The 25,270-nt window shown below is 52.8% G+C and carries 24 protein-coding genes; 12 read left to right on the forward strand and 12 right to left on the reverse strand.

Annotated elements, in window-relative coordinates:
- Window positions 1-29 precede the first annotated feature (29 nt).
- Genes plsX through QUD59_RS17720 form a run of 3 tightly spaced genes read right to left on the reverse strand, consistent with a single transcriptional unit; the run spans window position 30 to window position 1,775 of the window.
- Window positions 30-1,046 (reverse strand): phosphate acyltransferase PlsX, encoded by a 1,017-nt coding sequence (gene plsX / locus QUD59_RS17710; RefSeq protein ID WP_434025562.1) that lies wholly within the window; start codon window positions 1,044-1,046, stop codon window positions 30-32.
- A gap of 4 nt (window positions 1,047-1,050) precedes the next feature.
- Complete coding sequence (gene rpmF, locus QUD59_RS17715; protein WP_286238598.1) at window positions 1,051-1,233, reverse strand: 50S ribosomal protein L32; 183 nt, start codon at window positions 1,231-1,233, stop codon at window positions 1,051-1,053.
- A gap of 23 nt (window positions 1,234-1,256) precedes the next feature.
- The gene (locus tag QUD59_RS17720) at window positions 1,257-1,775 is read right to left on the reverse strand and encodes a YceD family protein (protein ID WP_286238599.1); all 519 of its coding nucleotides are present in this window, start codon (window positions 1,773-1,775) and stop codon (window positions 1,257-1,259) included.
- Between the two features lie 110 nt (window positions 1,776-1,885).
- Here QUD59_RS17720 and QUD59_RS17725 point away from each other — a divergent pair, with 110 nt between their 5' ends.
- A complete protein-coding gene (locus QUD59_RS17725) occupies window positions 1,886-2,464 on the forward strand; it encodes a Maf family protein (protein WP_286238600.1) in 579 nt (192 codons plus the stop codon).
- Between the two features lie 57 nt (window positions 2,465-2,521).
- Here the strand turns inward: QUD59_RS17725 and sppA are convergent, their stop codons facing one another.
- Together sppA and QUD59_RS17735 are read right to left on the reverse strand one after the other, a co-directional pair.
- On the reverse strand, window positions 2,522-3,571 hold the full coding sequence (sppA, locus tag QUD59_RS17730) for a signal peptide peptidase SppA (protein WP_434025409.1): 1,050 nt from the start codon (window positions 3,569-3,571) through the stop codon (window positions 2,522-2,524).
- A gap of 15 nt (window positions 3,572-3,586) precedes the next feature.
- Window positions 3,587-4,246 (reverse strand): HAD-IA family hydrolase, encoded by a 660-nt coding sequence (locus QUD59_RS17735; RefSeq protein ID WP_286238601.1) that lies wholly within the window; start codon window positions 4,244-4,246, stop codon window positions 3,587-3,589.
- A 167-nt stretch (window positions 4,247-4,413) separates the two neighbouring features.
- Between QUD59_RS17735 and QUD59_RS17740 the strand changes: the two genes are divergently transcribed.
- The gene (locus QUD59_RS17740; protein WP_286238602.1) at window positions 4,414-4,839 is read left to right on the forward strand and encodes an RrF2 family transcriptional regulator; all 426 of its coding nucleotides are present in this window, start codon (window positions 4,414-4,416) and stop codon (window positions 4,837-4,839) included.
- Here the strand turns inward: QUD59_RS17740 and QUD59_RS17745 are convergent.
- Window positions 4,826-5,224 carry a hemerythrin domain-containing protein gene (locus QUD59_RS17745; RefSeq protein WP_286238603.1) on the reverse strand — a complete coding sequence of 133 codons (399 nt, stop codon included), beginning with the start codon at window positions 5,222-5,224 and terminating at the stop codon, window positions 4,826-4,828. The two genes, QUD59_RS17740 and QUD59_RS17745, sit on opposite strands and share 14 nt — an antisense overlap.
- 221 nt (window positions 5,225-5,445) lie before the next feature.
- Between QUD59_RS17745 and QUD59_RS17750 the strand changes: the two genes are divergently transcribed.
- Window positions 5,446-5,652, forward strand: coding sequence for a hypothetical protein (locus tag QUD59_RS17750; protein ID WP_286238604.1), 207 nt, complete (start codon window positions 5,446-5,448; stop codon window positions 5,650-5,652).
- A 56-nt stretch (window positions 5,653-5,708) separates the two neighbouring features.
- Here QUD59_RS17750 and rraA read toward each other — a convergent pair whose 3' ends face one another.
- Window positions 5,709-6,197, reverse strand: a complete 489-nt coding sequence (gene rraA / locus QUD59_RS17755) for a ribonuclease E activity regulator RraA (RefSeq protein WP_286238605.1) — start codon at window positions 6,195-6,197, stop codon at window positions 5,709-5,711.
- 32 nt (window positions 6,198-6,229) lie between these two features.
- Here rraA and QUD59_RS17760 point away from each other — a divergent pair, with 32 nt between their 5' ends.
- The 4 genes from QUD59_RS17760 (at window position 6,230) to modC (ending at window position 9,584) form a co-directional block, all read left to right on the forward strand.
- Entirely contained in the window at window positions 6,230-6,952 is a 723-nt protein-coding gene (locus QUD59_RS17760; RefSeq protein WP_286238607.1) for an SPOR domain-containing protein, read from the forward strand.
- A gap of 73 nt (window positions 6,953-7,025) precedes the next feature.
- Complete coding sequence (gene modA, locus QUD59_RS17765; RefSeq protein WP_286238608.1) at window positions 7,026-7,787, forward strand: molybdate ABC transporter substrate-binding protein; 762 nt, start codon at window positions 7,026-7,028, stop codon at window positions 7,785-7,787.
- Window positions 7,784-8,479, forward strand: coding sequence for a molybdate ABC transporter permease subunit (gene modB, locus QUD59_RS17770; RefSeq protein ID WP_286238609.1), 696 nt, complete (start codon window positions 7,784-7,786; stop codon window positions 8,477-8,479). Before modA ends, modB begins: the two co-directional genes overlap by 4 nt.
- Window positions 8,469-9,584, forward strand: coding sequence for a molybdenum ABC transporter ATP-binding protein (gene modC, locus QUD59_RS17775; RefSeq protein WP_286238611.1), 1,116 nt, complete (start codon window positions 8,469-8,471; stop codon window positions 9,582-9,584). Before modB ends, modC begins: the two co-directional genes overlap by 11 nt.
- 70 nt (window positions 9,585-9,654) lie before the next feature.
- Here the strand turns inward: modC and ydiJ are convergent, their stop codons facing one another.
- Window positions 9,655-12,723, reverse strand: a complete 3,069-nt coding sequence (gene ydiJ / locus QUD59_RS17780; RefSeq protein ID WP_286238612.1) for a D-2-hydroxyglutarate dehydrogenase YdiJ — start codon at window positions 12,721-12,723, stop codon at window positions 9,655-9,657.
- 145 nt (window positions 12,724-12,868) lie between these two features.
- Here ydiJ and QUD59_RS17785 point away from each other — a divergent pair, with 145 nt between their 5' ends.
- Together QUD59_RS17785 and QUD59_RS17790 are read left to right on the forward strand one after the other, a co-directional pair.
- A complete protein-coding gene (locus tag QUD59_RS17785; protein WP_286238613.1) occupies window positions 12,869-13,825 on the forward strand; it encodes a LysR family transcriptional regulator in 957 nt (318 codons plus the stop codon).
- A 49-nt stretch (window positions 13,826-13,874) separates the two neighbouring features.
- Complete coding sequence (locus QUD59_RS17790) at window positions 13,875-14,606, forward strand: helix-turn-helix domain-containing protein (protein ID WP_286238614.1); 732 nt, start codon at window positions 13,875-13,877, stop codon at window positions 14,604-14,606.
- A gap of 6 nt (window positions 14,607-14,612) precedes the next feature.
- Here QUD59_RS17790 and QUD59_RS17795 read toward each other — a convergent pair whose 3' ends face one another.
- A complete protein-coding gene (locus QUD59_RS17795) occupies window positions 14,613-15,323 on the reverse strand; it encodes a hypothetical protein (RefSeq protein ID WP_286238615.1) in 711 nt (236 codons plus the stop codon).
- Window positions 15,324-15,546: 223 nt separating this feature from the next.
- On the opposite strand from QUD59_RS17795, the gene QUD59_RS17800 reads away from it, so the two are divergent.
- Window positions 15,547-17,667, forward strand: coding sequence for a VIT and vWA domain-containing protein (locus QUD59_RS17800; protein ID WP_286238616.1), 2,121 nt, complete (start codon window positions 15,547-15,549; stop codon window positions 17,665-17,667).
- Window positions 17,668-17,677: 10 nt separating this feature from the next.
- Window positions 17,678-18,745 (forward strand): rhombosortase, encoded by a 1,068-nt coding sequence (gene rrtA / locus QUD59_RS17805; RefSeq protein ID WP_286238617.1) that lies wholly within the window; start codon window positions 17,678-17,680, stop codon window positions 18,743-18,745.
- Between the two features lie 35 nt (window positions 18,746-18,780).
- Here the strand turns inward: rrtA and QUD59_RS17810 are convergent, their stop codons facing one another.
- Window positions 18,781-20,340 carry an amidase gene (locus tag QUD59_RS17810; RefSeq protein ID WP_286238618.1) on the reverse strand — a complete coding sequence of 520 codons (1,560 nt, stop codon included), beginning with the start codon at window positions 20,338-20,340 and terminating at the stop codon, window positions 18,781-18,783.
- Between the two features lie 14 nt (window positions 20,341-20,354).
- Window positions 20,355-21,653 carry an OprD family outer membrane porin gene (locus QUD59_RS17815; protein ID WP_286238620.1) on the reverse strand — a complete coding sequence of 433 codons (1,299 nt, stop codon included), beginning with the start codon at window positions 21,651-21,653 and terminating at the stop codon, window positions 20,355-20,357.
- A gap of 300 nt (window positions 21,654-21,953) precedes the next feature.
- Here QUD59_RS17815 and QUD59_RS17820 point away from each other — a divergent pair, with 300 nt between their 5' ends.
- Window positions 21,954-22,724, forward strand: a complete 771-nt coding sequence (locus QUD59_RS17820) for a helix-turn-helix domain-containing protein (RefSeq protein WP_286238622.1) — start codon at window positions 21,954-21,956, stop codon at window positions 22,722-22,724.
- Window positions 22,725-22,749: 25 nt separating this feature from the next.
- On the opposite strand, the gene ppsA is transcribed toward QUD59_RS17820, so the two are convergent.
- Window positions 22,750-25,131, reverse strand: coding sequence for a phosphoenolpyruvate synthase (gene ppsA / locus QUD59_RS17825; protein ID WP_286238623.1), 2,382 nt, complete (start codon window positions 25,129-25,131; stop codon window positions 22,750-22,752).
- Window positions 25,132-25,270: the final 139 nt, after the last annotated feature.

Raw genomic sequence — 25,270 nt, forward strand, 5'->3', positions numbered from 1 at the left:
AGAGGCAATTAAAACTGTAACCGACCGTTTCAGGCCAGCTTATCTTCAATTTCATGACAGATACGGCGGGGGACGTTCTGCTCAATCTCGGCGACCGCCTGATCAAGTGCAAAACCAAAACATTTACGGTTAGCCGAACCGTGACTTTTAATCACAATCCCCTGCAGGCCGAGCAGACTGGCGCCGTTACGCCGGGAAGGATCCATCTGGCGCTTAAGCTCACTGAGTACAGGGCTGGCCAGCAACGCCAGAAAACGACGATACAATCCTTTCTTGAAACTGGCCTGGAATTTACGGCTGATCAACCGCGCCAGACCCTCACTGCTTTTCAGTGCGATATTACCGACAAAGCCATCACAGACCACTACATCAGCCTTACCGGCATAGAGATCATCGCCTTCGACATAGCCGATATAGTTGAGGGTGCCATGCTCCTCAATGAGGCGTGAGGCCAGCTTGACCTGTTCATTACCCTTAATCTGCTCCTGACCGATATTCAGCAAGCCCACTCTGGGCGCCTCAATACCATCAACAGCCTGCGTCATCACCGACCCCATAATGGCAAACTGCAACAGGTGCTCCGCACTGCAGTCTACGTTCGCACCGAGATCCAGCATATGACAGTGACCTGTCAGGGTTGGCACGGACGAAATAATTGCCGGACGGTCAATCCCCGGCAGCGTGCGCAGGATGTATCGCCCCAGCACCATCAGAGCACCGGTATTACCCGCACTGACACAGGCTTCAGCCTTATGCTCAGCCACCAACTGCAATGCTTTGTACATGGAGGATTCCTGTCCGCTGCGCAGTGCCTGTGAAGGTTTTGCAGCCATAGAAATGGTATCCGCCGCATGGACAATCTCTATGCGACAGGCAACGTCGGAATTAAGCTTAGTAAGCTGAGGCGTTATTGCTTCGGTATGGCCAACCAGTTTGGCTGACAGATGGGGATAGCGCTTAAGTGCGCTGAGTGTTGCGGGTACAGTAACGCGGGGACCGAAGTCCCCGCCCATCACATCAACTGCGATGCTGTAATAAGCTGACAAACGCTTATTCGTCATCCTGCTGGGCAATTACCTGCTTGCCACGGTAGAAACCGTCAGCAGATACGTGGTGACGACGGTGAGTTTCACCGGTAGTTGCTTCTACAGACAGAGTCGGGTTGCCCAGAGCGTCGTGGGAACGACGCATGTCGCGACGGGAACGTGACTTCTTGCTTTTCTGAACTGCCATGACTAAATAGCTCCTGGTTCTTTCTATTTGTTGTCGGCTTTTAATTGAGCCAACACACTAAATGGGTTCGGTTTTTCGGTTTCTTCAACCGCCGCCTCTGATTTACCAAAAGAAGTTTTTATTGAGCAGTCATCATGATAAGCATCGAATGGCAGACTCAGGATTACTTCTTCCTCAATCACAGGCAACAGCTCAATCTCTTCAGCCTCAACGATCAAAGGATCGTAGCTACGGGGCAACTGCTTCGCAGCTTCCTCGCTGGCGGCTATACCGAGATTAAATTCTGCCGCTACGGCGACCTCTACTGGTTCCAGACAACGTTGACAGGTCATAAAAAGACGACCTGACGCGCTGCCTGTTACAGTACGAATTCGTTGCTCATCGACAGAAAACTGCAGATCAACATCGATGACGCTCTCTTTGTCAACTAACGACTGACAAAGATTCGGCAAAGATTTAACGCCTGCCTCGCCGCTGATTCGTACTCCCCGCTCAGCTAATTTTCGCGGGTCAACTCTATTAGGTAATGGACCGTTTGACATAAGCGCGCAATTCTAGGGCCCGATGCCCCATCTGTCAAAGACTTTAGGGTTTAAATCCGCAATAAAACCGCTAATATTTGGGCCTTCATTTATTTAGGGTTAAAAAACAGATGAGAAACCTGATTTTAGCATCCAGCTCCCCTTTTCGTCGCCAGATTCTCGACAAATTAGGGCTGAAATACGAATGCATCTCACCGGAGATTGACGAATCTGCTCTGGAACAGGAAACACCGCATCAGTTAGTGGCCCGACTGGCTGAAGCCAAAGCCCGTAAAGTGGCCGAGACCGGTCAGAATGCTTTGATTATCGGTTCAGATCAGGTTGCCGTGCTGGGAGATGAGATTCTTGGCAAACCCCACACCCATGAGAATGCCGTACATCAGTTAAAAAAGCTGTCCGGGCACCGCGTGACCTTTCTCACCGGCTTGTCACTGGTTAACAGCGCAAGCGGTGAAGCTCAGACAGAGGTAGTCCCCTTTGACGTTGTGTTTCGTCCGCTCACGGACAGCATGATCGAAAACTATCTCAGGGCAGAACAACCCTATAACTGCGCCGGCAGTTTTAAATCCGAAGCGCTGGGGATTGTCCTGTTCGACAAACTCGAAGGTGAAGACCCGAACACCCTGATCGGCTTGCCATTGATTCGCCTGGTACGCATGCTCGAAAACGAAGGCCTGCAGGTTTTATAACCCGCAGCGTCAGCAGCATAAAAAAGGAGGGCCCCTGCCCTCCTTTATATTCGCGGTCTAACGCAGATGCGGCCCCTGACTGAGGCCAATCTGAGTCGATATAGCTCTGGTAACACTCACACCCAACTCATCAACAATCTGCTTCCAGGGTTCTGGCTGCGGTGTGTAATCGATTAGCTTTTCGGCCTGCACCACTTCCCGGGCCACATACCCGGTACTACCCAGACCATCAATCAGGCCCAGTTCGAGTGCTTGCTCGCCGGTCCAGACCAATCCGCTGAACAGCTTCGGATCATCTTTAATCCGATCACCACGCCCCTTGCGTACCTGATCGATAAATTGCTGATGGGTCGTATTCAGCACACTCTGCCAGAACTGCTCTTCCCCCTGATTGCTCGGTGAGAATGGATCGAGAAAGGCTTTATGCTCACCGGCAGTATAGAGCCTGCGCTCAACCCCCACCTTATCCATCAGGTCAACGAATCCAAATCCACCGGCCACGACACCAATAGACCCCACAAGGCTGGCTTTGTCGGCATAGATCGAATCCGCCGCAGCCGCAATGTAATAGGCACCTGAAGCACCGATATCCATGATCACCGCATACAACGGTTTTTCAGGGTACATTGCCCGCAAACGCTTGATCTCGTCATAGATATACCCGGCCTGCACCGGACTACCGCCGGGGCTGTTAATTCTCAGCACCACCGCCTTTGCATGGGGCGCTTCAAAGGCATCACGCAGTCCCCAGATAATATTGTCGGCGTTAGCCGGATCATCAGCACTGATGGTGCCTTTAATTTCAATCACAGCAGTATGGTCTTTCTGCGCGACATCCGGGGTCAGATCTTTGCCTATGAAGAACATTGCCAGCAGCCCGAACAGGTAGGCAAACGTCAGCAGTTTAAAGAAAACCCCCCAGCGACGCGCCCGGCGCTGCTCGACAAAAAGCCCGTTCAGGGTTTTCTCAATCAGTTTCCACTCTTTACTGCTGGCCTTGTCTTCACGGGCGTTTTCTACCGCCTGCTCAGCTTTACTCGCAGCCTTACGCGGCGCTGCCGTTTCAGAGCTGCCGTGCTCGGGCTCATTCCATGGGTTATCAGACAAAACTATCTCCTTAAATCAGGCAAACACGCCCTGAGCCTGCAGCCATTGCTCCAGCTCAGGAAAGTTATCTACTTCAAGCACCGGTTTATACCCCTTAAGCCGATCAAGGTGGTGCGCACCGTAACTGACAGCGATCACATCCATCCCCGCTCTGACGCCCATCTCGAGGTCATATTCAGTATCACCGATCATAACGGCTTCGGACGCTTTGACACCGGTTTCTAAAAGAATCTCCTCAAGCATATGCGGATGTGGCTTGGAAGTCGTTTCATCAGCACAGCGGGAGGTTTCAAATACAAAAGCCAGGCCAGTATCGGCAAACACACGATTTAATCCCTGCCGACTCTTACCGGTTGCTACCGCCATCCGCATCCCTTTGCTGTGCATACTCTCAAGACTATGGCGCGCTCCGGCAAAGAGCGGAGTCGGGGTTGTATCCTCAGCCAGATAGTAGTGGCTGTAACGCTGCCGCATCTGTTCGATCCCCTCATCTGTTACGTCGGGAATCAAAACCCGGATCGCTTCAGGTAACCCCAGACCGATGATATTACGCACCTCATCATCACCGGGCACCACAAATTCACAATCCTTCGCTGCAGACTGCATGCTGGAAACAATACGCGCCGCAGAATCGATGATTGTGCCGTCCCAGTCGAAAATTAATAGTTTATACACTCAGATATCCTTGAGAGCCGGTTCTTCGGAATACATCTATATATAGGAGACTGACTAAAGTTCAAGGGGGAGACGCGAGGATTTGCCTGATTGGCCTTGCCTTACCAGTAGCGCATAACGTATATTTTCAGGACATTTTTCGAAGCTTTTGTAAGCCATCACGCCTCATGCAACTCAGCCGATTTACAGATTACACACTCCGCGTCCTGTTTTATGTCGCGACCAATAATGACCGACTGGTAACACTGGCTGAAATTGCCGGTTGCTATAACATCTCCGTTGAACACCTGCGTAAAGTCGTGCACGCCTTATCAAAAGGCGGCCACCTCGCCACATTCAGAGGCAAAAACGGCGGCATTCGCCTGGCAAAAGCCCCCGAGCTGATCAACATCGGTCAGGTTGTTGCGGAAGCCGAAGGTCAGGAGCCACTGATCAACTGCAGTCAGCAGATGTGCATTCTGACCGGGTTTTGCAGCCTGCAGCAGGTTCTCGGCGAAGCGCAACAGGCTTTTATGGCCGTGTTACAGCAACACACTCTGGCGGACATGCTCAGCAATCCTAAAATCACACAGACTCTGATCAAACCTGCCTGATCGAATCTGCCAGTGCTTTACCATATTCCTGTTCCAGCCAGGGAAACAGCTCCCGCTCTTCGAAACGGACATGCTCCATAAGCCGCTGCGCAAAACACAACGCATCTGAAGCCTGTCGTGAATTCAGTATTTTCCTGAGATTGGCATGATCTTCCAGCAGCCGCTCTTTGAGGGGTTCCGCCTTATCACTCAGCAATGGTAGCAGACAGGCTTCTTCGACCTGAAAGTGCGGCTGCAATTCAGCCAGCAGCAACTCCCGTTTCGCTGCCCAGTAATCTTCAATTTCTGCATCTGCCTGCTCACGCAGGTCATTGATTCTTTTTGCAGAAACCAAGGCCCGATGATGCTCCCGGCTCAGCGTGATTAATGCTTCATTTCGTTTCATTAATGGCTCCCCCGATGCGCTTACCCTGTTTTGTAGCGGCCCCCACCGGCCCTTTATATCCATTTGTCTGATGACGCCGATTAACGGCCCCGGCAGTGACATCCATCCAGTTTTGATGCTGTTCTTTAAGTGTCTTCACTTCGCGACCTTTATTTAATGTATTTACAATACATTTTACATATGCAAAGATATATATCAAATACATTTACAGGTAATGAGCCATGGTTGTCTGGAGTAATACAGAAATTGCCGTTTTCTTCGTCGTGCTGGGTATGGTGGCCTTTAAACTATGGACCGTATGGCACGTTTCAAATAAAGCCCGCGCCACTCTGGAAGGGAGGCTGATATTCATCTGGGGGATTGCAGGCATGACGCTGTTTACCCTGGCTGCCAAAACCTATATCAGCTACCAGATGGGTATGGCCTGAATCGAAGATATAAAAAAGCCCGCTGATCAATGCGGGCTTATGCGGCGGCAGGGAGATTACCCGGCCACTTCCAGCTTCTCAGGTGAAACCAGTACGCCATTATTATCGGCGTAGATGTAATCACCCGGACGGAAAGTGACACCACCAAAGGTGAGCTCTACATTAAGTTCACCCAGACCTTTCTTCTCCGTTTTCATCGGGTGACAACCCAGTGCCTGCACACCGATATCCAGATCACCGATCGCATTCACATCACGAATGCAGCCATAGATGATAATCCCTTCCCAGCCGTTCAGGGTCGCTTTCTCTGCCAGCATATCGCCGAGCATCGCTTTACGCATAGAGCCACCACCGTCTACAACCAGCACTTTGCCTTTACCCGGCAATGCAACCTGCTCCCTGACCAGAGAGTTATCTTCAAACGCCTTCAGGGTGACGATCTCACCACCAAAGCGCTCACGGCCACCAAAATTACCAAACATTGGCTCTACAACCTGAACCAGCTCAGGGAACTGATCGCACAGTTCTGGCAGAAGATCTTCCACTTTCAACTCCTTAAATAAAAACTACAGCACTGATGTTCGTGCTCTATGCTATTACAGAGGGTTATGTTCGCCGATTCATTGTGCAATTGCACTACAACTATGGCAATAAAACACTGATGACTTTTACCCGCACCATTCGACCTGCATGGCTGTTGATATTACCTATAGCACTGATCATCAGTGGCTGCAGCAGCAAGCCGCAACATCATTGCGCCGCTGACAGTGATTGTGCTCCCGCACCACCCGGTCGCGCAGCACTGCTTGATCAGGCCCGGCAGCATACCGTGGTCACCACCGCTGCCTCTGCCTCAGCGGGCCCTGACCCCGATCTGACGGCTCGTATCCGTGCCGCTCAGGTACGCTTCGCTAACCAATCCCGACCCGTTCTTCCGGCAGCATCACCTCCTCCTGAGCCAGCACCCTTAACAGATCAGGAAACGAAGCCGGCAGCGATATCACCTGCACCCTCTGCTGACACTTCGATTAATACGAGTGCCACGACTACAGAGATGAAAAATCCGGGCTACACCATCCAGATCGGTAGCTTCAAACAGCGCGAAAACCGTATCAAGCTGATCCGGCGCTTCCCGGATGATGCCCCCCTGTATCAGTTTCGGGCAGCAGACCTGTTCGCCCTCTCCTATGGACACTTTCCGTCAGCGGTCGCAGCAGAGGAACAAGCCGGTAGCTTACGCCTTCAAGGCTATGAAGACCTGTATATCAGACCTATGCCTGTAGCGCGGGAAGCCCGGTAAAGCTTCTTAAGCGGGCTATGCTCTGGGCAGAAAGCTTATGCTACACTGCGCGCTATTGAATCAAGGTAAACCGATGAAGCTTCCCTATCATAGCGCTGTGCTGTTGAGTTTACTCTTCAGCCTGCCAGCTCCGGCAGAACAGATCACCGTTGCTGTGGCATCCAACTTTTATGCCCCTTTGCATGCACTCGCTGAGCGCTTTCAGGCGCACACTTCGCATCAGATTAATATCGCTTCCGGATCCTCCGGCAAGATCTTTGCCCAGATCAGCCATGGAGCCCCGTTCAGCCTGTTTTTCTCTGCCGATCAGGCAAAACCTGCCGCACTGGAGGCGAAGCAACTGGCTGTTGCCGGAAGCCGTTTTACCTATGCGGTTGGTCGTCTGGCACTGTGGTCAAATAGCCGTGAAACGCCCGACCAGCTTAGCCAACGCCTGCAACAACACAGCTACCGCAAGCTTGCCATAGCCAACCCGCGGCTTGCGCCCTATGGGGTTGCGGCACATCAGGTACTGGAAAATCTGCAGTTAACCGCCAGCAGCCGCCCCCACTGGGTCATGGGAGAGAACATTGCTCAGACCTTCCAGTTTGTCCGCAGCGGCAGTGCTGATCTGGGCTTTGTCGCGTTCTCACAGATACATGACAGCCATAATCAGGGCTGGCTGATCCCCGAATCCCTGCACCAGCCGATCCGTCAGGATGCGGTCATTCTGCAACGCGCCGCCAGCAGCGAAGCTGCCCTGGCATTTGTTCGCTTTATCCAAAGCAAAGAGGGGCGGGAGATCATCCATAGCTTTGGTTATTCCACACCGCTTTCGGAGAATGCCAGCCAATGATTTTTTCTCCCGCTGATCTGTCGGCATTATGGTTGACGCTGAAACTGGCCACCACTGTGACTGTACTTCTGCTGTTGATCGGCACCCCTATCGCCTGGTGGCTGGCAAATACCCGTTCCTGGCTGAAAGGCCCGGTTTCGGCGATCGTTGCCCTGCCTCTGGTTCTGCCGCCTACCGTTCTCGGTTTTTATCTGCTGCTGGCATTAGGGCCTGAAGGACCGGTAGGCAAAGTAACCGAAGCACTGGGGCTGGGCCTTCTGCCCTTCACGTTCTGGGGGCTGGTCATTGCGTCACTGTTTTATTCCATGCCTTTTGTTGTGCAGCCAATTCAGAATGCACTTGAGCAACTGGGCAGACGCCCACTGGAGGTTGCAGCCACGCTTCGCGCGGGGCCGATCGACAGTTTTTTTACTGTGGTCCTGCCGCTGGCTAAGCCGGGCTTTATCAGTGCAGCGATTCTCGGCTTCGCACATACCGTTGGCGAATTTGGTGTCGTTCTGATGATCGGCGGTAACATCCCCGGCGCTACACGGGTTGTTTCTGTACAGATCTACGACCATGTTGAAGCACTGGATTACCCTCAGGCCCACGCACTGGCGGCACTGATGATTATTTTCTCATTTCTGGTACTACTGGCCCTGTACAGTTTCCAGCGGAATAAAGGTTCTGTGGGTATGAAATATGGCAATTAATACAGAGCCTTGCAGCGCCGAGCCGATTCGTGCCCGTTTCCGGCTGGACTACACCCTGGCCCAACGTACAGGCTTTTCTCTGGATCTGGATCTGACGCTGCCAGCTCAGGGCGTAACGGCGATCTTTGGCCATTCCGGTTCAGGTAAAACCACCTTTCTTCGCTGTGTGGCTGGCTTAGAACAGCCCGACGCCGGTGAGCTCCGGGTGAATGGCCAGATCTGGCAACAGGAGCGGTTTTCGCTGGCCACTTACAAGCGTCCCCTCGGGTATGTATTTCAGGAATCGAGTCTGTTTGCGCACCTCAATGCCCGGGAAAACCTTAAATATGCGATTAAGCGCTCCGGGCAACCCTGCGACAACGAATTTTATCAGCAGGTGCTCGACATCATGGGCATTAACACAATTCTCAGTCGCTACCCGGACCAGCTCTCCGGCGGCGAGCGTCAGCGCGTTGCTATCGCCCGGGCCCTGCTTATACAGCCAAAACTTCTGCTGATGGATGAGCCATTGGCAGGACTGGATATCGCCCGGAAACTGGAAATCCTCCCCTATCTGGAGCGCCTGCGACAACACTTTGCGATCCCGATGCTATACGTCAGCCACTCCATTGATGAGGTCACCCGGCTGGCCGATTATACGGTTGTTCTGGAGCAGGGCCGGGTCATCGCAGAGGGCCGCACAACTGAGGTATTTTCCCGTATTGACCTGCCGATCCGCTTTGAGCAGGATGCCGGTGCGGTGATTCCGGGAACGCTGGTTGAGCGGGATGAGCAGTGGAAGCTGATTCGAATGCGCTTCAGCGGCGGGGAATTATGGTTGCGTGACAGCGGTACCCCGTTGGGTGATGAGATACGGGTGAGAATACTGGCAAGGGATATCAGTCTGGCACTGACGCCTCAGGAGGATATCAGCATTCAGAATCGCCTGCCGGTTGAGATAGTCGAGATCGCCCCGGATCAGGATGAAGCCATGACCATGGTCCGGCTTAAAGCGGGTAATGAATATCTGATCGCCCGCATCACACGCCGTGCAGCAGCCCAACTGAATCTGGCTCCGGGTAAGCAGATCTGGGCACAGATTAAGTCTGTCGCGATTGTGGCGTAAGCGCGTTACTGCGCGCGCCGTATTCCGATCGGCGGATAACGGGCGGAATATCAGATTCCGCCCGATGTTTTTATTTTTCCTGCAATAACCCCAGCAGCATCTGGATCGGATGCGGAACCTGCACCTGATCTATGCGTTTCACCTGACTCCGGCAGGAGTAGCCCGTCGCCACCAGCTTATTGCTGTTGGCCGGGTCATTGATCACCTCCGACCAGCTCAACTGGTAGATATTGCGTGAGGTTTCAGCATTCGCGGTTTCATGGCCGAAGGTACCTGACATACCGCAACAACCCACCGGCTGCAGAGACAGCTTAAGCCCCAGCGCTTCATAGATCTGCTGCCACATGCGGATACTCGGTGCGGCATTGGTTTTTTCCGTACAGTGCGCCAGCAGTTTGTATTCTGTTTCTGTCTGATCGGCTCTGGCGACCGCAGCCAGTTTATCGCTTTGCGTCGACAGCCATTCCTGAATCAATTGAACCTCCGGCAGGTCTTTTTCAGGCACCACATAGCCATACTCCTGACGATAAGTCAGGGTCATGGATGGGTCGATACCAATTAATGGCACGCCGGTCTGGTTCAGCGCTTTAAGCATCTGCGCGTTATCTGCTGCCGCTTTTTCAAAGGCTTTCATAAAGCCATGTACATGCAGCGGCTTACCATTCGGTTTGAAAGGCGCCATCAGGACATAGAAACCAAGGCCGGTCAGCAGATCGACCAGATCCAGCACCAACTGGGTTTCAAAATAGCTGGTAAATGCATCCTGAACGATGATCACCGCATCCTCGCGCTCTTCTGCGGTGAGGGATTTAATCAATGCCGGGGTTGCAAACGCAACACCACGGGATTTCATACCGGAGATCAGACTGTTGCGACAGATACTCGGGCTATCCACCATCCCGGCATGTTTACGGAAGATTCCCTGTAGTGTCCGGTTCTGCATCGCCCAGTTGTAGGGCGCCGGGAACCTGGCCAGCCAGGGGATCATGTACTCCAGCGACCCGACCATATAGTCCTTAGCCGGACGCAGGTAACGGCCATAATAGACCTCAAGGAACCGGGCCCGGAAATCCGGTACATTCACCTTGATGGGGCACTGCCCGACACAGGATTTACAGGCCAGACAGGCCATCATCGATTCATGCACCTCATGGGAGAAGTCATATTCCTGATCGCGCTTCTTCGACAGGGTGTTTTTGATCCGTTTTGGCAGTGAACCGAGAAAAGAGCTGCGTTTCACCTTATCAGCTTCAGACACCAGATCAGTGCCGGTTTTCTCCATCAGTCGCAGCCATTCACGAATCAGTGACGAACGTCCTTTCGGCGAATGAATACGCTGCCGGGTTCCCTTCCAGGAGGGGCACATGGCATCGTTTGGATCGTAGTTAAAGCAGGCGCCATTACCGTTACAGAACATGGCCGCATCATACTCCTGACGTACCATAGGGCTGATCTGACGATCATACTGACCACGGGTCGGCACCGCATCGATCTTCAGCAGCTCAGCACCTTCAATAGCCGGTGTCGCGATCTTACCCGGATTCATCTGGTTACGCGGATCAAACCCGGCTTTAATGCGCTGCAGTTCCGGGTAAAGTTCACCAAAGAACTCCGGCGCGTATTCGGAACGCACCCCTTTACCGTGTTCACCCCAGAGCAGGCCCTTATATTTCACGGTCAGTGCCACGACTGCGTCGGTGATATCCCGAATCAGGGATTCCTGCGCCTGATCCTTCATATCGATCGCCGGGCGCACATGCAGCACCCCGGCGTCCACATGGCCGAACATCCCGTAAGCCAGATTACGGTCATCCAGCACCTTGCGGAACTCCATAATAAAGTCAGCCAGATTTTCCGGCGGCACCGCGGTATCTTCAACGAACGGGATAGGTCGTTCCTGGCCCTGAGCGTTACCAAGCAGACCCACCGCCTTCTTACGCATCGTCCAGACTTTATTGATCTCTGCTGCACCGAAGACCACAGAAAAACCAAAGCTTTTACCACTCTGGCCCGCTACTGCCGTCAGATGCGCTTCCAGTTTAGCCACATCCTCTCGTAGCGCCTGTTCATCATCCGAGGTGTATTCCACCAGATTAATACCCCGAATCTCCGGCTCACCCTCCGCCTGAGGGAAATACTGACTGACGGTATCCCAGATAATATCGCCCATCGCCAAATTCAGGACTTTGGAGTCGATTGTCTCGATAGAGGTCGGGTTCCAGTCCATCAGATCGGTCGCGTCACGCAGCGAGGCTTCAAAGCTGTCGTATTTAATATTCACCAGCGCAGCGTATTTAGGGATTGGTAACACATTCAGTTTGGCTTCGGCGATAAACGCCAGTGAGCCTTCGGCCCCACAAAGCACCGAATTCAGATTGAAACGCCCTTGCTCATCACGAATATGTGCCAGATCATACCCGGTCAGGCAGCGGTTAAGTTTCGGGAATTTGGCATCAATAAGGTCTTTCTTCTCTGTGAAGACATGATCAACCAGACGGTGAATCTCACCCACCCGGTCCTCGCGCTGTTTGATCTGCTCCAGCTCATCATCGGTCAGTGGTTTTGAGTTCCACAGCGCACCGCCAAGCAGCACCGAGTTCAGCTCAAGTACGTGATCACGGGTCTTGCCGTACATCACCGACCCCTGACCACTGGCATCTGTATTGATCATGCCGCCGACAGTGGCCCGGTTACTGGTAGACAGCTCCGGCGCAAAAAACAGACCGTAAGGCTTCAGTGCCCGGTTCAGCTGATCCTTCACCACACCGCCCTGCACCCGCACCCAGCGCTCTTCCTGATTGATCTCCAGCACTTCGTTCATATGCTTGGATACATCAACAATCAGGCCGTCAGTCAAAGACTGGCCGTTAGTACCTGTACCGCCGCCACGGGCACTCATCTTCACCTCAGCAAAGCGCGCTTCGTCTGCAAGCTTTGCGATCAGCACCAGATCGGCTGCATGTTTCGGGTAGAGTACGCCCTGAGGCAGCATCTGGTAGATACTGTTATCCGTGGACAGCACAATACGGTTGGCATAATCGGGATTCAGATCGCCGGCAAAACCCGCCTGTTTAAGGGCTTCAATAAACTCGAGATAGATCGCTTCGGTGGTGTCCACCTGGGAAAGACGAGGAATCATAAACGCTCACCTGAAATACCCATCGCACGTTGGCCTTGCTCAGGGGCCTGCAAATGGGTACTGAGATTAAATTGATAGATTGGCCGCTATAATGCAGAATTGTGATTTATCATTCAAACGATAAAATTCAATGAATTAATTGATTATGTCGAATAATATATCGATCCGTCATCTCCGGGCTTTTATTGAGGTGGCAGCCTGCGGCAGCTTTACCCGGGCAGCCAGAAATCTACACCTCACCCAATCCACCCTGACCGCCACGATCAAGCAGCTTGAGGATCAGGCCGGCCTGAAACTGCTCGATCGCACCACCCGGCGGGTTTTACTCTCAGGTCAGGGAGAAGCCTTTTTACCCGTTGCCGAAAAGCTCCTCTCAGATTTCGACACCGCTTTCAGTGACCTGCAGGCCACTGCAAGCCACCAGCAGGGCAAGGTTGGTGTCGCCGCCTCCCCCTCCATGATCAGCCGGATTCTGCCAGAGATTATTAAACACTATCACCAGCAATATCCGGGCATCGGCATCTACCTGCGCGACGACAATGCCGGCGGGATAGAACGGCGGGTACTGGAAAACGAGGTTGATTTCGGCCTCGGCGGCAATCACTCCAATCAGCCTGAACTGAATTATCAGCCGGTTCTGCGAGACCGCTATGGTGTCGTGCTTGCCAGCGATCACCCACTGGCCGGCTCAGCCCGGCTCTGTTGGCAGCAGATCGCCGGATTACCACAGATACAGCTAACGGCGGATACGGGTACCCGTTCGCAACTTTTGAAACTGCAACAGGCCAATAATCTTGAACTCAACCTGCCTGAAGCATTAATCGAGGTCTCGACCCCCGCAGGGCTGGCCGAGATGGTCAGAGCAGGTCTCGGGATCGCCCTGTTGCCCGCACTGGCCGCCAGTACCAGTGCGTTTACCGGCTTAAATTTCATTCCCCTGAGTGATCCGGAGCTGCAACGCCAGATCTGTATTATCAGCCGTCAGGGCCGTGCACTGAGCCCCGCCGCGGAGAGCCTGCTGCAATTGATCGGACAATCCTTTACCGACATGGGGCTGCCGCATCATGTCAGCCTCAGCCATGGCGCGGTATTCCGTGATTAAAGCCCCGGCATTGGGTATATTCCGTTAACCAAACCAGTCGGAGCAGAAAATGGCACAGGTAAGCGCACTGATCGACACCCTGAAACGGGAGCTTAAAGCTCAGGGAAAAACCTATTCAGATGTGGCCGCGCAACTGGAACTCAGTGAAGCATCTGTTAAACGTCTGTTCGCAGAGAAAAATTTCACCCTGCAGCGTCTTGAATCGATCTGCGATCTGCTGAACATGGAGCTTTCCGAACTGGTCCAGCAGATGAGCAAAGAGCAGTTCCAACTGACTCAACTGACACGCGAGCAGGAAAAAGAGATCGCCCATGATCTGATCCTGCTACTGATCACCGTCAGTGTGATAAGCGGTATGACTTATCAGGATATTCTTGATACCTATAACATTCCCGAAACCGAATGCATCCGTAAACTGGCGCAGCTTGACCGGCTTAAAATCATCGACCTGTTACCCGGCAACCGGGTCAAACTACTGGTGGCACCTAACTTTCACTGGCTGCCTAACGGCCCGATCCAGCAGTTTTTCCAGCAGAAAGTGGAACAGGATTTTTTCAGCTCACGCTTTGATAAAGCCAACGAGAAGCTGATCGTCAGTAACGCCATTCTGACGGACAGCTCCAACGCACAGTTGCAGAAGAAGATGGAGCGACTGCTCAGCGAGTTTAATGAACTGATGCAGGAAGACCAGTCGGCGCCGAACCATAAAAAGCACGGCACCACCATGGTCCTTGCTATCCGCCAATGGCAGTATTCGCTGTTTAAAAAAGTCCTTAAGTAACAGCGATCACACCAGCGCCTTACCTTCTGAGACGACGCTCACCCTGCCCTCATCTGTAAAGCTGAGGGCCACCGCGGGATAGCGGCGATTCTCTCCGAGCAGATGGCTGAACTGCTCAAGCACCGCGTCAATCTCAGCCTGAGAACCGGCCTGCTCATAAGCTTCATGGAATGGCTCCAGCGCTTTCAGGGCAGCTACGTGGGAAGACAGTGCATTGAGAGTACTCATCTCCCTCGCCACGGCCGGCTCCTCTTTCAATGCCTGCCGGAACTGATCCGCATAGGCATAGTCTGCCGGAAAGACCGGGTTGCCGGCACCATCGTAGCGGATCTCAGACGGCATCTCCGGAATATCATGGCGCTGCAGAAACCCCGGCAGGATGCCGGAAAGATGATCCTGTAACGCTAACAGGTTTTCACTGCTGGGCAACAACAGACTGTCCAGATCGAACAGGTCGCCTGTGGCATTGGTTTTCGGTTCGAAATAGCTGTCCAGATCCACATCCCGATCACCACCAGCGGTCTTAAGCGTATAAACAGACTCAGACTCACTCAACCGCTTTGCATCTTCAGACAGAGACACCTGATTGCCGCTCTCATAGTCGGAGCGGCCAATGTTTGCCCCTGAAGCCGCTTCCGGGCTCACCAGGCTCCGGATATTCTGACTCCGCTCTACCGCCGAGAGATACTGATAGGTCTGGCTATTCTCTAGTTGCATGGCATGCGTCCTTCAATGTCGTCCTTGTATAAGTCTGTAATTAACAGCAAGTTCAGGGCCAACAACGAAGAGAGGATGCGCCTCTTCTGATTCCGCTCTTTGGCTGACAGCAGGTATCGCATATTGCAACCTTGAGCTTAGTTTTACTGAACTTATTCTTAATAAGTATTATTTGACCCTGTACAGGCGCACTCTGCCTCCACTTTCTCTGGAGGACACAACCATGAAACACTCGTCTGCAATTCTGAAGACTACCCCTCTGATCAGTGCCATGGCACTGGCCGGCGCACTGCTGCTATCTGCCGAGGCAGAATCAGCGGGCCTGCTTAAGCCCCACAATACCCACTACCCTGACCTGCAGATCAAATCTCATCATGTCGATGTCGTGATTGAAGATATGTATGCCACCACTACGGTGGAACAGGTTTTCCATAACCCTAATCCCAGCGATCTGGAAGCGATCTATTCATTCCCGGTACCCGACAAAGCGGCTGTCGGTGAATTCAGCTACTGGATCGACGGCCAACCGGTATCCGGCGAGGTCATTGAAAAACAACAGGCCAGACAGATATACGAGAGCGAGAAGCAACAGGGCCGGGAAGCGGCACTGGTGGAGAAAGACAGCTATAAAACTTTCGATATATCCGTGTTTCCTGTGAAAGCGAATCAGGATGTACGGATAAGGCTGGTCTATCTGCAAAACACAATGACCGATACCGGCATCGGCCGTTATGTGTACCCGCTTGAAGACGGCGGTGTCGATGAGCAGAAGCTCAGCTTCTGGAGTCGCAACGAAGCGGTTGAAGAAGCCTTTTCCTTTAACGTAAAACTACGCACCAGCTATCCGGTGGACAGCATTCGTATGCCAAAGCACCCCGGCGCCAACCTGCAACAGATCGGGCCACACGACTGGAGCGCAACGCTGACCAATCAGGCCAGCATGACAGGGAGCAGCGAAGAGCACTCAGGCCAGATTCAGACAGCACAGCCTGTGGCAAACCTGAATCAGGATATCATGCTGTATTGGCGACATGCCCCCGACCTGCCTGCTGCAGTCGACATGCTCGCATACAAAGAACAGGGTAACCCGCGCGGTACATTCAAACTCAGCCTGACACCGGGCAGCGACCTGCCCCGGATATCAGCAGGCCGGGACTGGGTCTTTGTGCTGGATATCTCCGGCTCGATGCAGGGCAAGTTTTCCTCTCTGGTTGAAGGAGTCCGTCAGGGACTTGGCAAACTAAGCCCCAACGACCGCTTCCGCATCGTACTATTTAACGACCGGGCACAGAGTTTCACCCAGGGGTTCATACCGGCAGAACCGGGTCAGATTAACAGCATACTGCAGCAACTTGATCAGGTTCGCCCCGGCAACGGCACCAATCTCTATGCGGGCCTGAAAACCGGCATCGATCAGTTGGACACAGACCGCAGTACCGCACTGGTACTGGTAACAGATGGGGTGGCCAACGTCGGTAATACCGAGAAACGCAGATTCCTTGATCTTTTGGAAAAACGCGATCTGCGACTGTTTACCTTCATTATGGGAAACAGTGCTAATCGGCCTCTGCTTGAAGAGATGACACGGGTCTCAAACGGTTTCGCCCTGTCCATCTCCAATGCGGATGATATTGTCGGTCAACTGATGCTGGCACAGCAGAAAATGAGCCATGCAGCCCTGCGCGATATCGAAGTTGAAATTGACGGCGTTCGCAGCAAAGATCTGGTGAAACCACGTCTGGCGAATACCCTTTACCACGGCCAGCAACTGACGCTGCTGGGTCATTACTACCAGCCAGGTGAGGCTGAAATCCGCCTGACAGGCACCGTTAATGGCCAGAAGAAAACCTACACAACCCGATTTAATCTGCCGGAGACCTCAGAAACCCATCCCGAACTGGAGCGACTCTGGGCGTTTGCCGCCATTGAGGAACTTCAGGCAGAGATGGACTATCTCGGCGTGGATAAGGATAGCGAACAGGCCATCGTCGATACCGCTGTAGAGTACGGTCTGGTAACTGACTACACCTCGATGATTGTGGTGCGGGATGAGGTGTTTAAAGCGCTGAATATCCAACGCAGCAATCAGCAGCGTATCGCTAAAGAGGAACAGGCACGCAGCTCACGTGCCACTCAGCCTGTCACTGCCGAACAGCACCGTGTTGATAAACAGCAACCGATGTTTGTTGATCAGAATGCAGCACAGGCCAATCAGAGCCAGCCCCGTGCCAGCGTATCTCCCTCACGCTCCGGCTCCGGTGCCGGTGCCGTGTCTCCCTGGTTAGTGTTTCTGATCGCCGCCAGCATAGCGCTGCTACAGCTACGCCGCCTGAAGCAGAACTGAGCCGGAGCTGATGATCACCATGCAAAATCCCATTCAAGCCAGGGCCGCCCTTACGGGCGGCCCTGAAGGTCACGCCGGTCGGTGGCCTTTTATCACCCTGATGACCGCGGCCTGCGTACTGTTGAGCGCTCTGGTACTGCCTTTAGAGATGTCGCTGCAAGTCTTAAGCTTTGATTACACAGCCATCACCAACCAGTATGAGGTTTGGCGCCTTATTACCGGGCATTTGGTACATAGCAGCTATGACCACCTGTTCTGGGATCTGCTCGCCTTCAGCGCCTGCTGTTATTACCTTGAAACCCGCGCTTACCACCTGCTGGTTCCCGGACTGCTTGCTGGTTTAGTCAGCGTTAATCTGTATTTGCTCTCCCCTTATGCCACAATCGAGTATTACAGTGGCCTTTCAGGCGTTCTGTATTGCCTGTTCCTGCTCAGCGGCTGGCACTGGGCACAATCGCAAAACAGCCTGATTGGCGCTGTTCCACTGGCTTTATTGCTGGGCAAAACCTTAGTTGAATGGATGCAGGGAGATACGGTGTTTGTAAACCAAGGCTGGCAACTGCTCAATGAAGCTCATCTTTCCGGTCTGGCTGGCGGTGTCGGCTGCCTGCTATGGCATCGCCTCGCCCGCTACAGAAACATCATCCTTATAGCGGGTATGCCCTTGCTTCTGAGCGGATGCTCCATTGCCGCGTATTCGCCGGTCGTGCTCTCTGATCTTTCCGGCGCAGGTGATAAGGACTTATCGCAGCAGGCACCGTTCAGCCAGTACATCGGTCAGCCCATGCATTTCACAATCAACACATCTGAGCGCTGGTACCTGAAACGATTTCGGAGCGGCCGCCTGACGATTGAGCCCGCAACAGAACATGAGCAGAAAACTCGAGTATGCAGTTTAAATAAACCCGATAGCTATTTGATTATTAAAAGAATTTATTACAAACAAAACTACCATCAGAATTATTATGATGCTGATGTCAGATGCAGCGGACAGACCTATTTACAGGTTCCGCTGAATATCTGGAGCGATAATTTTGCGGACGCTATAAGCCCGGCGGATACAAAAAAGCAGCCCTGAACCGGCTGCTTTTTGATGCTTAGCTGATCAATCGATCAGGCTTTAAGTGAGGGTTTAATCTCTGTAAGCCGTGAAGCTTTTTCATAAGCATGGGCGATCTTCAGCAATTTAAGATCTTCCTTGTTGCGTCCTATCAACTGGATACCCATCGGCCTGCCCTGAGCATCAAACCCGGCCGGGACATTAACCACCGGACAACCTGACAGAGTTCCCGGCGTAACGATCTGCATCCAGCGATGATAAGTATCCATCGGGGTGCCATTGATCTCTTCTGGCCAATGGGTTGCGGCAGCAAAAGGAAATACCTGCGCCGTTGGTAGTGCGACCACATCATACTGATCAAACAGTTTATCCAGCGCCAGGTACCATTGGGTGCGCGCTTTTGATGCAGCATAGACATCCATCGCAGAGAGTTTAAGTCCGCCCTCGATCTCCCAGATTGCCTCAGGCTTCATCAGGGCACGGTTACTCTCTTTGGCGTAAAGCCCACTGGCAATGCCGGCAATCAGGAAGTGACGCAGTGTTAACCAGGTCTGCCAGAGCTCATCCACAGAATACTGCATGGTCACCGGTTCAACACTGCAACCCATAGTTGAGAAGTGCTTCAATGCACCTTCACACAGGCTCATCACCCCCGGCTCTGTCGGCAGATTACCATTGAAATCCCCCAGCCAGGCGACTTTCATCCCTTGGGTATCAGTGTCCAGTGAATGCATAAAGCGGTTGGGATCTGATTTATGTGACAACGGCACACGGGAGTCATAACCGGACATGACCGACAGCAGCATCGCCGTATCCTTAACCGTGCGCCCCATCGGCCCCTCATAACCCAGTTGCTGGAAGAACACCTCTTTGGTCGGCCCAAAAGGAACAACTCCCTGAGAAGGACGGAAGCCAATGATGTTGTTGTAGGCGGCCGGGTTACGCAGAGAACCCATCATATCACTGCCATCAGCCACCGGAACCATGCCTGTGGCAACCGCCACCGCTGCACCTCCACTGCTGCCACCAGCACAAAGCGCCGGATCATAGGCGTTGCGTGTCACCCCGAATACTGTGTTATAGGACTGAGAACCCAGTCCGAATTCCGGCGTATTGGTTTTACCGATCAGGATCGCGCCGGACTGACGCAACCGCTCGACAAACACCGCATCATGCCCGGGCACCCAGTCCTTCAGAATCGGTGAGCCCAGCGATGTTTTAATCCCTTTGGTAGCAGCCAGATCTTTAACGGCATGGGGAAAACCGTGCATCCAGCCTCGATACCGCCCCTGATCCAGATCCTTATCCGCCGCTTTGGCCTCTGCCAGCAGCGATTCCTGATCCCTTAATGAGACGATAGCGTTATAGACCGGATTGTAGCGTTCAATCTGTGCCAGGTAGCTCTGCATCACCTCAACACAGCTAACACTGCGGCTGCGAATCGCCTTCGACAGATCATCAGCGGTTAATGACAGAAGCTGTTCCGGGGAGTTAACAGCCACACGCTCTCTAGCCTGAGCCATCGAACTGATCAGATTAGCAGAAGCGGCCAGAACGCCGAGACTGCCGCCTTTTTTCAGCAACGAACGGCGGGAAATTGCTTCAGTACTCATATGCTCACTCCTGATTAGAATTTAACGCTGTAATTGAGATAGATACGATCGGCATGGTGGGTAATCAAACCTGCATTTGAATACTTGGCCGCTGTGCGTTTAACGCCATCCGGTGTGCCATCGGTATTGTGTTCCACATGCAGCCAGGCCAGATGTAATCCTTCCAGCGCACCACCGAAGCGATACTGCAATACACTCTGCAGCTCATCCCGGTCGAAATCATCAAAGCCTGCCGCTTCAGTCGAATAGGCATAATGCGCATCCCAACGCAGTGCCGGCAGCCCCAGATCCGCAAAGCTCATACCGGCACTGACTTTGAACATGCGTTCATCTTCAAGACCAAACCAGTAAAAGTTCTTGGCACTGCTGTCCCAGGTTCCGTAATCCTGAGCGAAGAAAGTGCGATCGTAATCATCACCCCTCACTTCCGTCATACTCAAACCAACGTAGTAAGGGCCGTGACTGTATTTCGCACCCAGCTCATAAAAGCGGGCACTATGTTCCGGTTCACTGCTGAACGGGCCTGCACCGGCATATTCAAACAACGCACCTGCGTCCTTCTGTTGCCCGTACTGGAGTTTAAGATTCAGGGCATCTTTATCTCCCAGTGCAATCTTATGGGAAAGTGCCAACTGATAAGATTTGAGGTAATCATCTGATTCAGCGTATTCGACACAGAGCCGGGTGTTTTCGCTGAAGTTATAGCTCGCGCCCATCAGACGCAGATAGTCGATCTGATCACCGTTGAAGGTTCTCAGGTCTTCAGAGAAGGTTGAACCGTTACGCGGGCTGAAACCGTCTATCTGGGTGAAGTAAACAGAACCGCCATCAAAACGATAATCCATATCCCACCCCAGCGTGCTGGTCGGCAGTATCCGGGTAGTGTTGTCTTTATATTGCATCCGGTTACGGACTTTTTTACCCAACCCTACGTGTAATGAGATACTGCCTTTCTCGTAGCCTTTCAGCTTCAGATAGGCTTCGGTCAGCTTACCTATCCCATCAGGGTTCTGGATCGAATCATCCGCATTCAGGTTAGTCACATTATTCGCGTCAGCACCGATATTCAGATCCCCCGCCATGGCGGCTGTAATATTCAGGGCAAGCAGATCGCGATAGTAACCAGACTGGAATCCGAGCTGCAGTGCATGCACCCACTCGTCACGGGTCGGGCCGACACCATCATCCGGATCTTCATTCCAGTAATACTGGGCGTAACGCACACTCGTGGCCGCATCATCCACAAAGCTGTCTGCGAACACCGGGAAGGGGGTGAGCAAAGCCACCAGACTTATGATTTTTTTATCATTCATTGTTTTACTTTTTATTGATGATTGAAGAGGAGTAAAAAATACTAAGTCGGGGTGAATCGCGGAGTAAATCGAATCTGGTTTCACATTATGGAACCAAACCGTTTGTCGCAGGTTGCGTTACAAATCCTGCAAGATCATTACATTTGGTTACCATTTATTAAATTCAATTATTGATTGCTGATTAAAATACAGTCACGATAAATAAGCTCTGTATGCTCAGACAGGAGACCTGCGAATAAGGCCCGCAGTATATGCAGAGTAGTATGAGGACGTATTCGCAGGTTTCACAGGCAATGCAGTATGACCACTAAATCCATCGCAAAAGCCAGGTCCCTGATGGACCTGCTGGCCACGTCCTGTGAGGGCAGCGCGAACCTGGAAACCCTGCATATCCTCTCGGGTTACCCAAAGGCAACCGTTAAACGGATTCTGGACGATATGCAGGAGCTGGGGCTTGTCTATCGCCGACTCGCGGATAAACGCTATGTTCTGCTGAATATGGATCAGGCGACCTTTGATCCGATCAATATACTGGTTAAAGACCTCTCTCCGGTACTGCAACACCTGCATCAATCAACCGGGCTGTTCTCCGACTTCGTGATGCTGCGTCAGGGACAGCCCAGCATAATAGAAAGCAACTTCAGCCTGTCTAACCTGCGCTCAACGGCTGACCGGGTGATCGGTGCCCGGCCGAGTCTGCGGGAATCCGCCGCCGGGCGCACTCTGTATGCCGAAACCAATGCCTGCCCGGAGCTTGATAAAATTCATGAGCACTGGGCTGATACGCTGCAACAGGAAAAGTCCAGAGGCGTCTACCAGCGCATCGAAGGGAGCTGGGAGTATGGATTCGACAAACCATTTGATATACGCGCCATCGCCCTGCCGGTGCGCTTCAAAGGAGAAACCATTGCCGCACTCAGCCTTTACTGGAATGGTCGCATACAGCAACAGGCCGGCAACAACCATGAGCAAGTACGCTTGCTGGCTGGCGCCCGGGATAAAATGGAAGAGATTATTGCGGATCGTGCGATGCTGTATCGGCGCTTAGCGCTGGAGCTGCCTTTCGACTAGCCCAGCGCTAAGCGGTGTGCAGCGTTTACGCTTCGCCGGGTTCTGAACCATTGTTGGCCAGGAAGAACCAGGTATCCAGTACTGAATCCGGGTTAAGCGATACGGTACTGATGCCCTGCTCCATTAACCAGCGGGCCAGATCAGGATGATCTGACGGGCCCTGACCACAGATACCGATATATTTACCCTGCGACTTACAGGCACTGATCGCCATGGAAAGCAGTTTCTTAACCGCTTCGTTCCGCTCATCAAACAGGTGGGCAATCACACCAGAATCACGATCCAGCCCCAACGTGAGCTGAGTCAGGTCATTGGAACCGATAGAGAAGCCATCAAAATGTTCCAGGAACTCATCCGCCAGCAGCGCATTAGACGGAATCTCACACATCATAATGATACGCAGACCATTCTCACCACGCTTCAGGCCATTTGAGGCCAGCAGATCAACTACCTGCTTTGCTTCACCCGGTGTACGAACGAACGGGATCATCACCTCCACGTTGGTCAGCATCATCTCATCACGGACGCGCTTCAGAGCACGACACTCCAGCTCAAAGCAGTCACGGAAGCTTTCTGAGATATAACGCGCCGCACCGCGGAAGCCCAGCATCGGGTTTTCTTCGCTTGGCTCATACATATCACCACCGATCAGGTGGCCATATTCGTTAGACTTAAAGTCCGACATGCGCACAATCACTTTCTTCGGATAGAAAGCCGCAGCCAGTGTCGCGATCCCCTCAACCAGTCGGTCGACGTAGAAATCCACCGGGCTGTCATAGCCGGCGATACGACGGGTGATAGTCTGCTGCAGTGCAGGTGGCTGACTGTCAAAATTCAACAACGCTTTAGGGTGCACGCCAATCATACGGTTGATGATGAATTCCAGCCGGGCCAGACCTACGCCGGCATTGGGCAGTGCCTGAAAATCAAATGCCCGATCCGGGTTGCCGACGTTCATCATAATATCGAACGGCAATGGCGGCATTGAATCAACACTGTTGGACTGATGCTCGTAATCAAGACGACCCGCGTATACGCGTCCCGTATCACCTTCCGCACAGGAAACCGTCACCAACTGTCCGTTAACGAACTGCTCCGTCGCATCGCCACAACCAACAATCGCCGGAATACCCAGCTCACGGGCAATAATCGCCGCGTGACAGGTACGGCCACCACGGTTCGTTACGATTGCCGATGCGCGCTTCATCACCGGCTCCCAGTCCGGGTCGGTCATATCAGTGACCAGAACCTCACCCGGCTGTACCGTATCCATCTCACTCAGATCATGGACGATACGAACATGGCCGGAACCGATCCGATGCCCGATTGAGCGACCTTCCACCAGCACTTCACTGGTCTCTTTCAGCAGGTAACGCTCAATTACCGCCTGATTGCTCCGGCTCTTCACCGTTTCAGGGCGTGCCTGAACGACAAACAGCTCACCGGTATCGCCGTCTTTGGCCCACTCAATATCCATTGGACGGCCATAGTGCGCTTCGATCTCCAGCGCAATCCGCGCCAACTGCTGTACATCGTCATCGTTAATCGAGAAGCGATGACGCTCTTCAGCCGCCACATCCACGGTGCTGACCGGGTTTTCAGAACCCGGTGCTGAATACACCATTTTGATCGCTTTAGAACCCAGCGTTTTACGGATGATCGCCGGGGCGTTCATCTTCAGCGTCGGCTTGTAAACGTAGAACTCGTCCGGATTCACGGCCCCCTGTACCACGGTTTCACCGAGGCCATACGCAGAGGTAATGAAGACAACATGATTGAAGCCGGATTCCGTATCCAGTGTAAACATCACCCCGGATGCGCCGGTCTCACTACGAACCATGCGCTGAATACCGGCCGAAAGTGCCACTTCGCTGTGTTCGAAACCATGATGCACACGGTAGGAGATGGCGCGGTCGTTATACAGAGAGGCAAACACCTCTTTAATGGCGTGTTTTACGTTATCCAGCCCACGCACATTGAGGAAGGTTTCCTGCTGACCGGCAAAGGATGCATCCGGCAGATCTTCAGCGGTTGCAGAGGAGCGTACCGCGACCGCCAGATTCGGATTATCGGCAGACAGCGTCTCCCAGTATTGGTTAATCGCTGCATCCAGCTCAGGCTGAAAGTCTGCCTCCATCACCCAGTCCCGGATCGTCTGACCGGCCTCTTTCAGGGCCTGAATATCATTAGTATCCAACTGGTAAAGTTTCTGGTTGATCTTCTCTTCCAGACCGCCATGGGCAAGGAAGTCACGATAAGCATCAGCAGTGGTTGCAAATCCGTTCGGGACTTTGACATTAGCGCCTGTCAGTTCCTGAAGCATTTCCCCAAGAGAAGCGTTCTTACCACCCACCTTCTCTACATCGTTCATACCTACCTGATCCAGGCGAAGTACATAGTTCTGCAACGGCTTATCTCCTACTCTGGTGTTCTGATCATGCGTTTTTATAGCGGAATCTTACTGTACCTCGACGGAAAAATCCTTAACACAAAGCGGCAATTTCAGGAGATTCTCATCTAAACCTGATCTATCACGCCCTTTAGCC

Source organism: Neptuniibacter halophilus, from assembly GCF_030295765.1.
In the GTDB taxonomy this organism is placed as follows: Bacteria; Pseudomonadota; Gammaproteobacteria; order Pseudomonadales; family Balneatricaceae; genus Neptuniibacter; species Neptuniibacter halophilus.

Coding starts and splice junctions, on each gene's coding strand:
- QUD59_RS17740 (WP_286238602.1), top strand. CDS start 4,414: ATGCAACTCAGCCGATTTACAGATTACACACTCCGCGTCCTGTTTTAT.
- QUD59_RS17785 (WP_286238613.1), top strand. CDS start 12,869: ATGTCGAATAATATATCGATCCGTCATCTCCGGGCTTTTATTGAGGTG.
- QUD59_RS17725 (WP_286238600.1), top strand. CDS start 1,886: ATGAGAAACCTGATTTTAGCATCCAGCTCCCCTTTTCGTCGCCAGATT.
- QUD59_RS17750 (WP_286238604.1), top strand. CDS start 5,446: ATGGTTGTCTGGAGTAATACAGAAATTGCCGTTTTCTTCGTCGTGCTG.
- modC (WP_286238611.1), top strand. CDS start 8,469: ATGGCAATTAATACAGAGCCTTGCAGCGCCGAGCCGATTCGTGCCCGT.
- rrtA (WP_286238617.1), top strand. CDS start 17,678: ATGATCACCATGCAAAATCCCATTCAAGCCAGGGCCGCCCTTACGGGC.
- QUD59_RS17800 (WP_286238616.1), top strand. CDS start 15,547: ATGAAACACTCGTCTGCAATTCTGAAGACTACCCCTCTGATCAGTGCC.
- modB (WP_286238609.1), top strand. CDS start 7,784: ATGATTTTTTCTCCCGCTGATCTGTCGGCATTATGGTTGACGCTGAAA.
- modA (WP_286238608.1), top strand. CDS start 7,026: ATGAAGCTTCCCTATCATAGCGCTGTGCTGTTGAGTTTACTCTTCAGC.
- QUD59_RS17815 (WP_286238620.1), bottom strand. CDS start 21,653: ATGAATGATAAAAAAATCATAAGTCTGGTGGCTTTGCTCACCCCCTTC.
- rpmF (WP_286238598.1), bottom strand. CDS start 1,233: ATGGCAGTTCAGAAAAGCAAGAAGTCACGTTCCCGTCGCGACATGCGT.
- QUD59_RS17760 (WP_286238607.1), top strand. CDS start 6,230: ATGTTCGTGCTCTATGCTATTACAGAGGGTTATGTTCGCCGATTCATT.
- QUD59_RS17720 (WP_286238599.1), bottom strand. CDS start 1,775: ATGTCAAACGGTCCATTACCTAATAGAGTTGACCCGCGAAAATTAGCT.
- ydiJ (WP_286238612.1), bottom strand. CDS start 12,723: ATGATTCCTCGTCTTTCCCAGGTGGACACCACCGAAGCGATCTATCTC.
- QUD59_RS17790 (WP_286238614.1), top strand. CDS start 13,875: ATGGCACAGGTAAGCGCACTGATCGACACCCTGAAACGGGAGCTTAAA.
- QUD59_RS17745 (WP_286238603.1), bottom strand. CDS start 5,224: ATGAAACGAAATGAAGCATTAATCACGCTGAGCCGGGAGCATCATCGG.
- QUD59_RS17820 (WP_286238622.1), top strand. CDS start 21,954: ATGACCACTAAATCCATCGCAAAAGCCAGGTCCCTGATGGACCTGCTG.
- QUD59_RS17810 (WP_286238618.1), bottom strand. CDS start 20,340: ATGAGTACTGAAGCAATTTCCCGCCGTTCGTTGCTGAAAAAAGGCGGC.
- QUD59_RS17795 (WP_286238615.1), bottom strand. CDS start 15,323: ATGCAACTAGAGAATAGCCAGACCTATCAGTATCTCTCGGCGGTAGAG.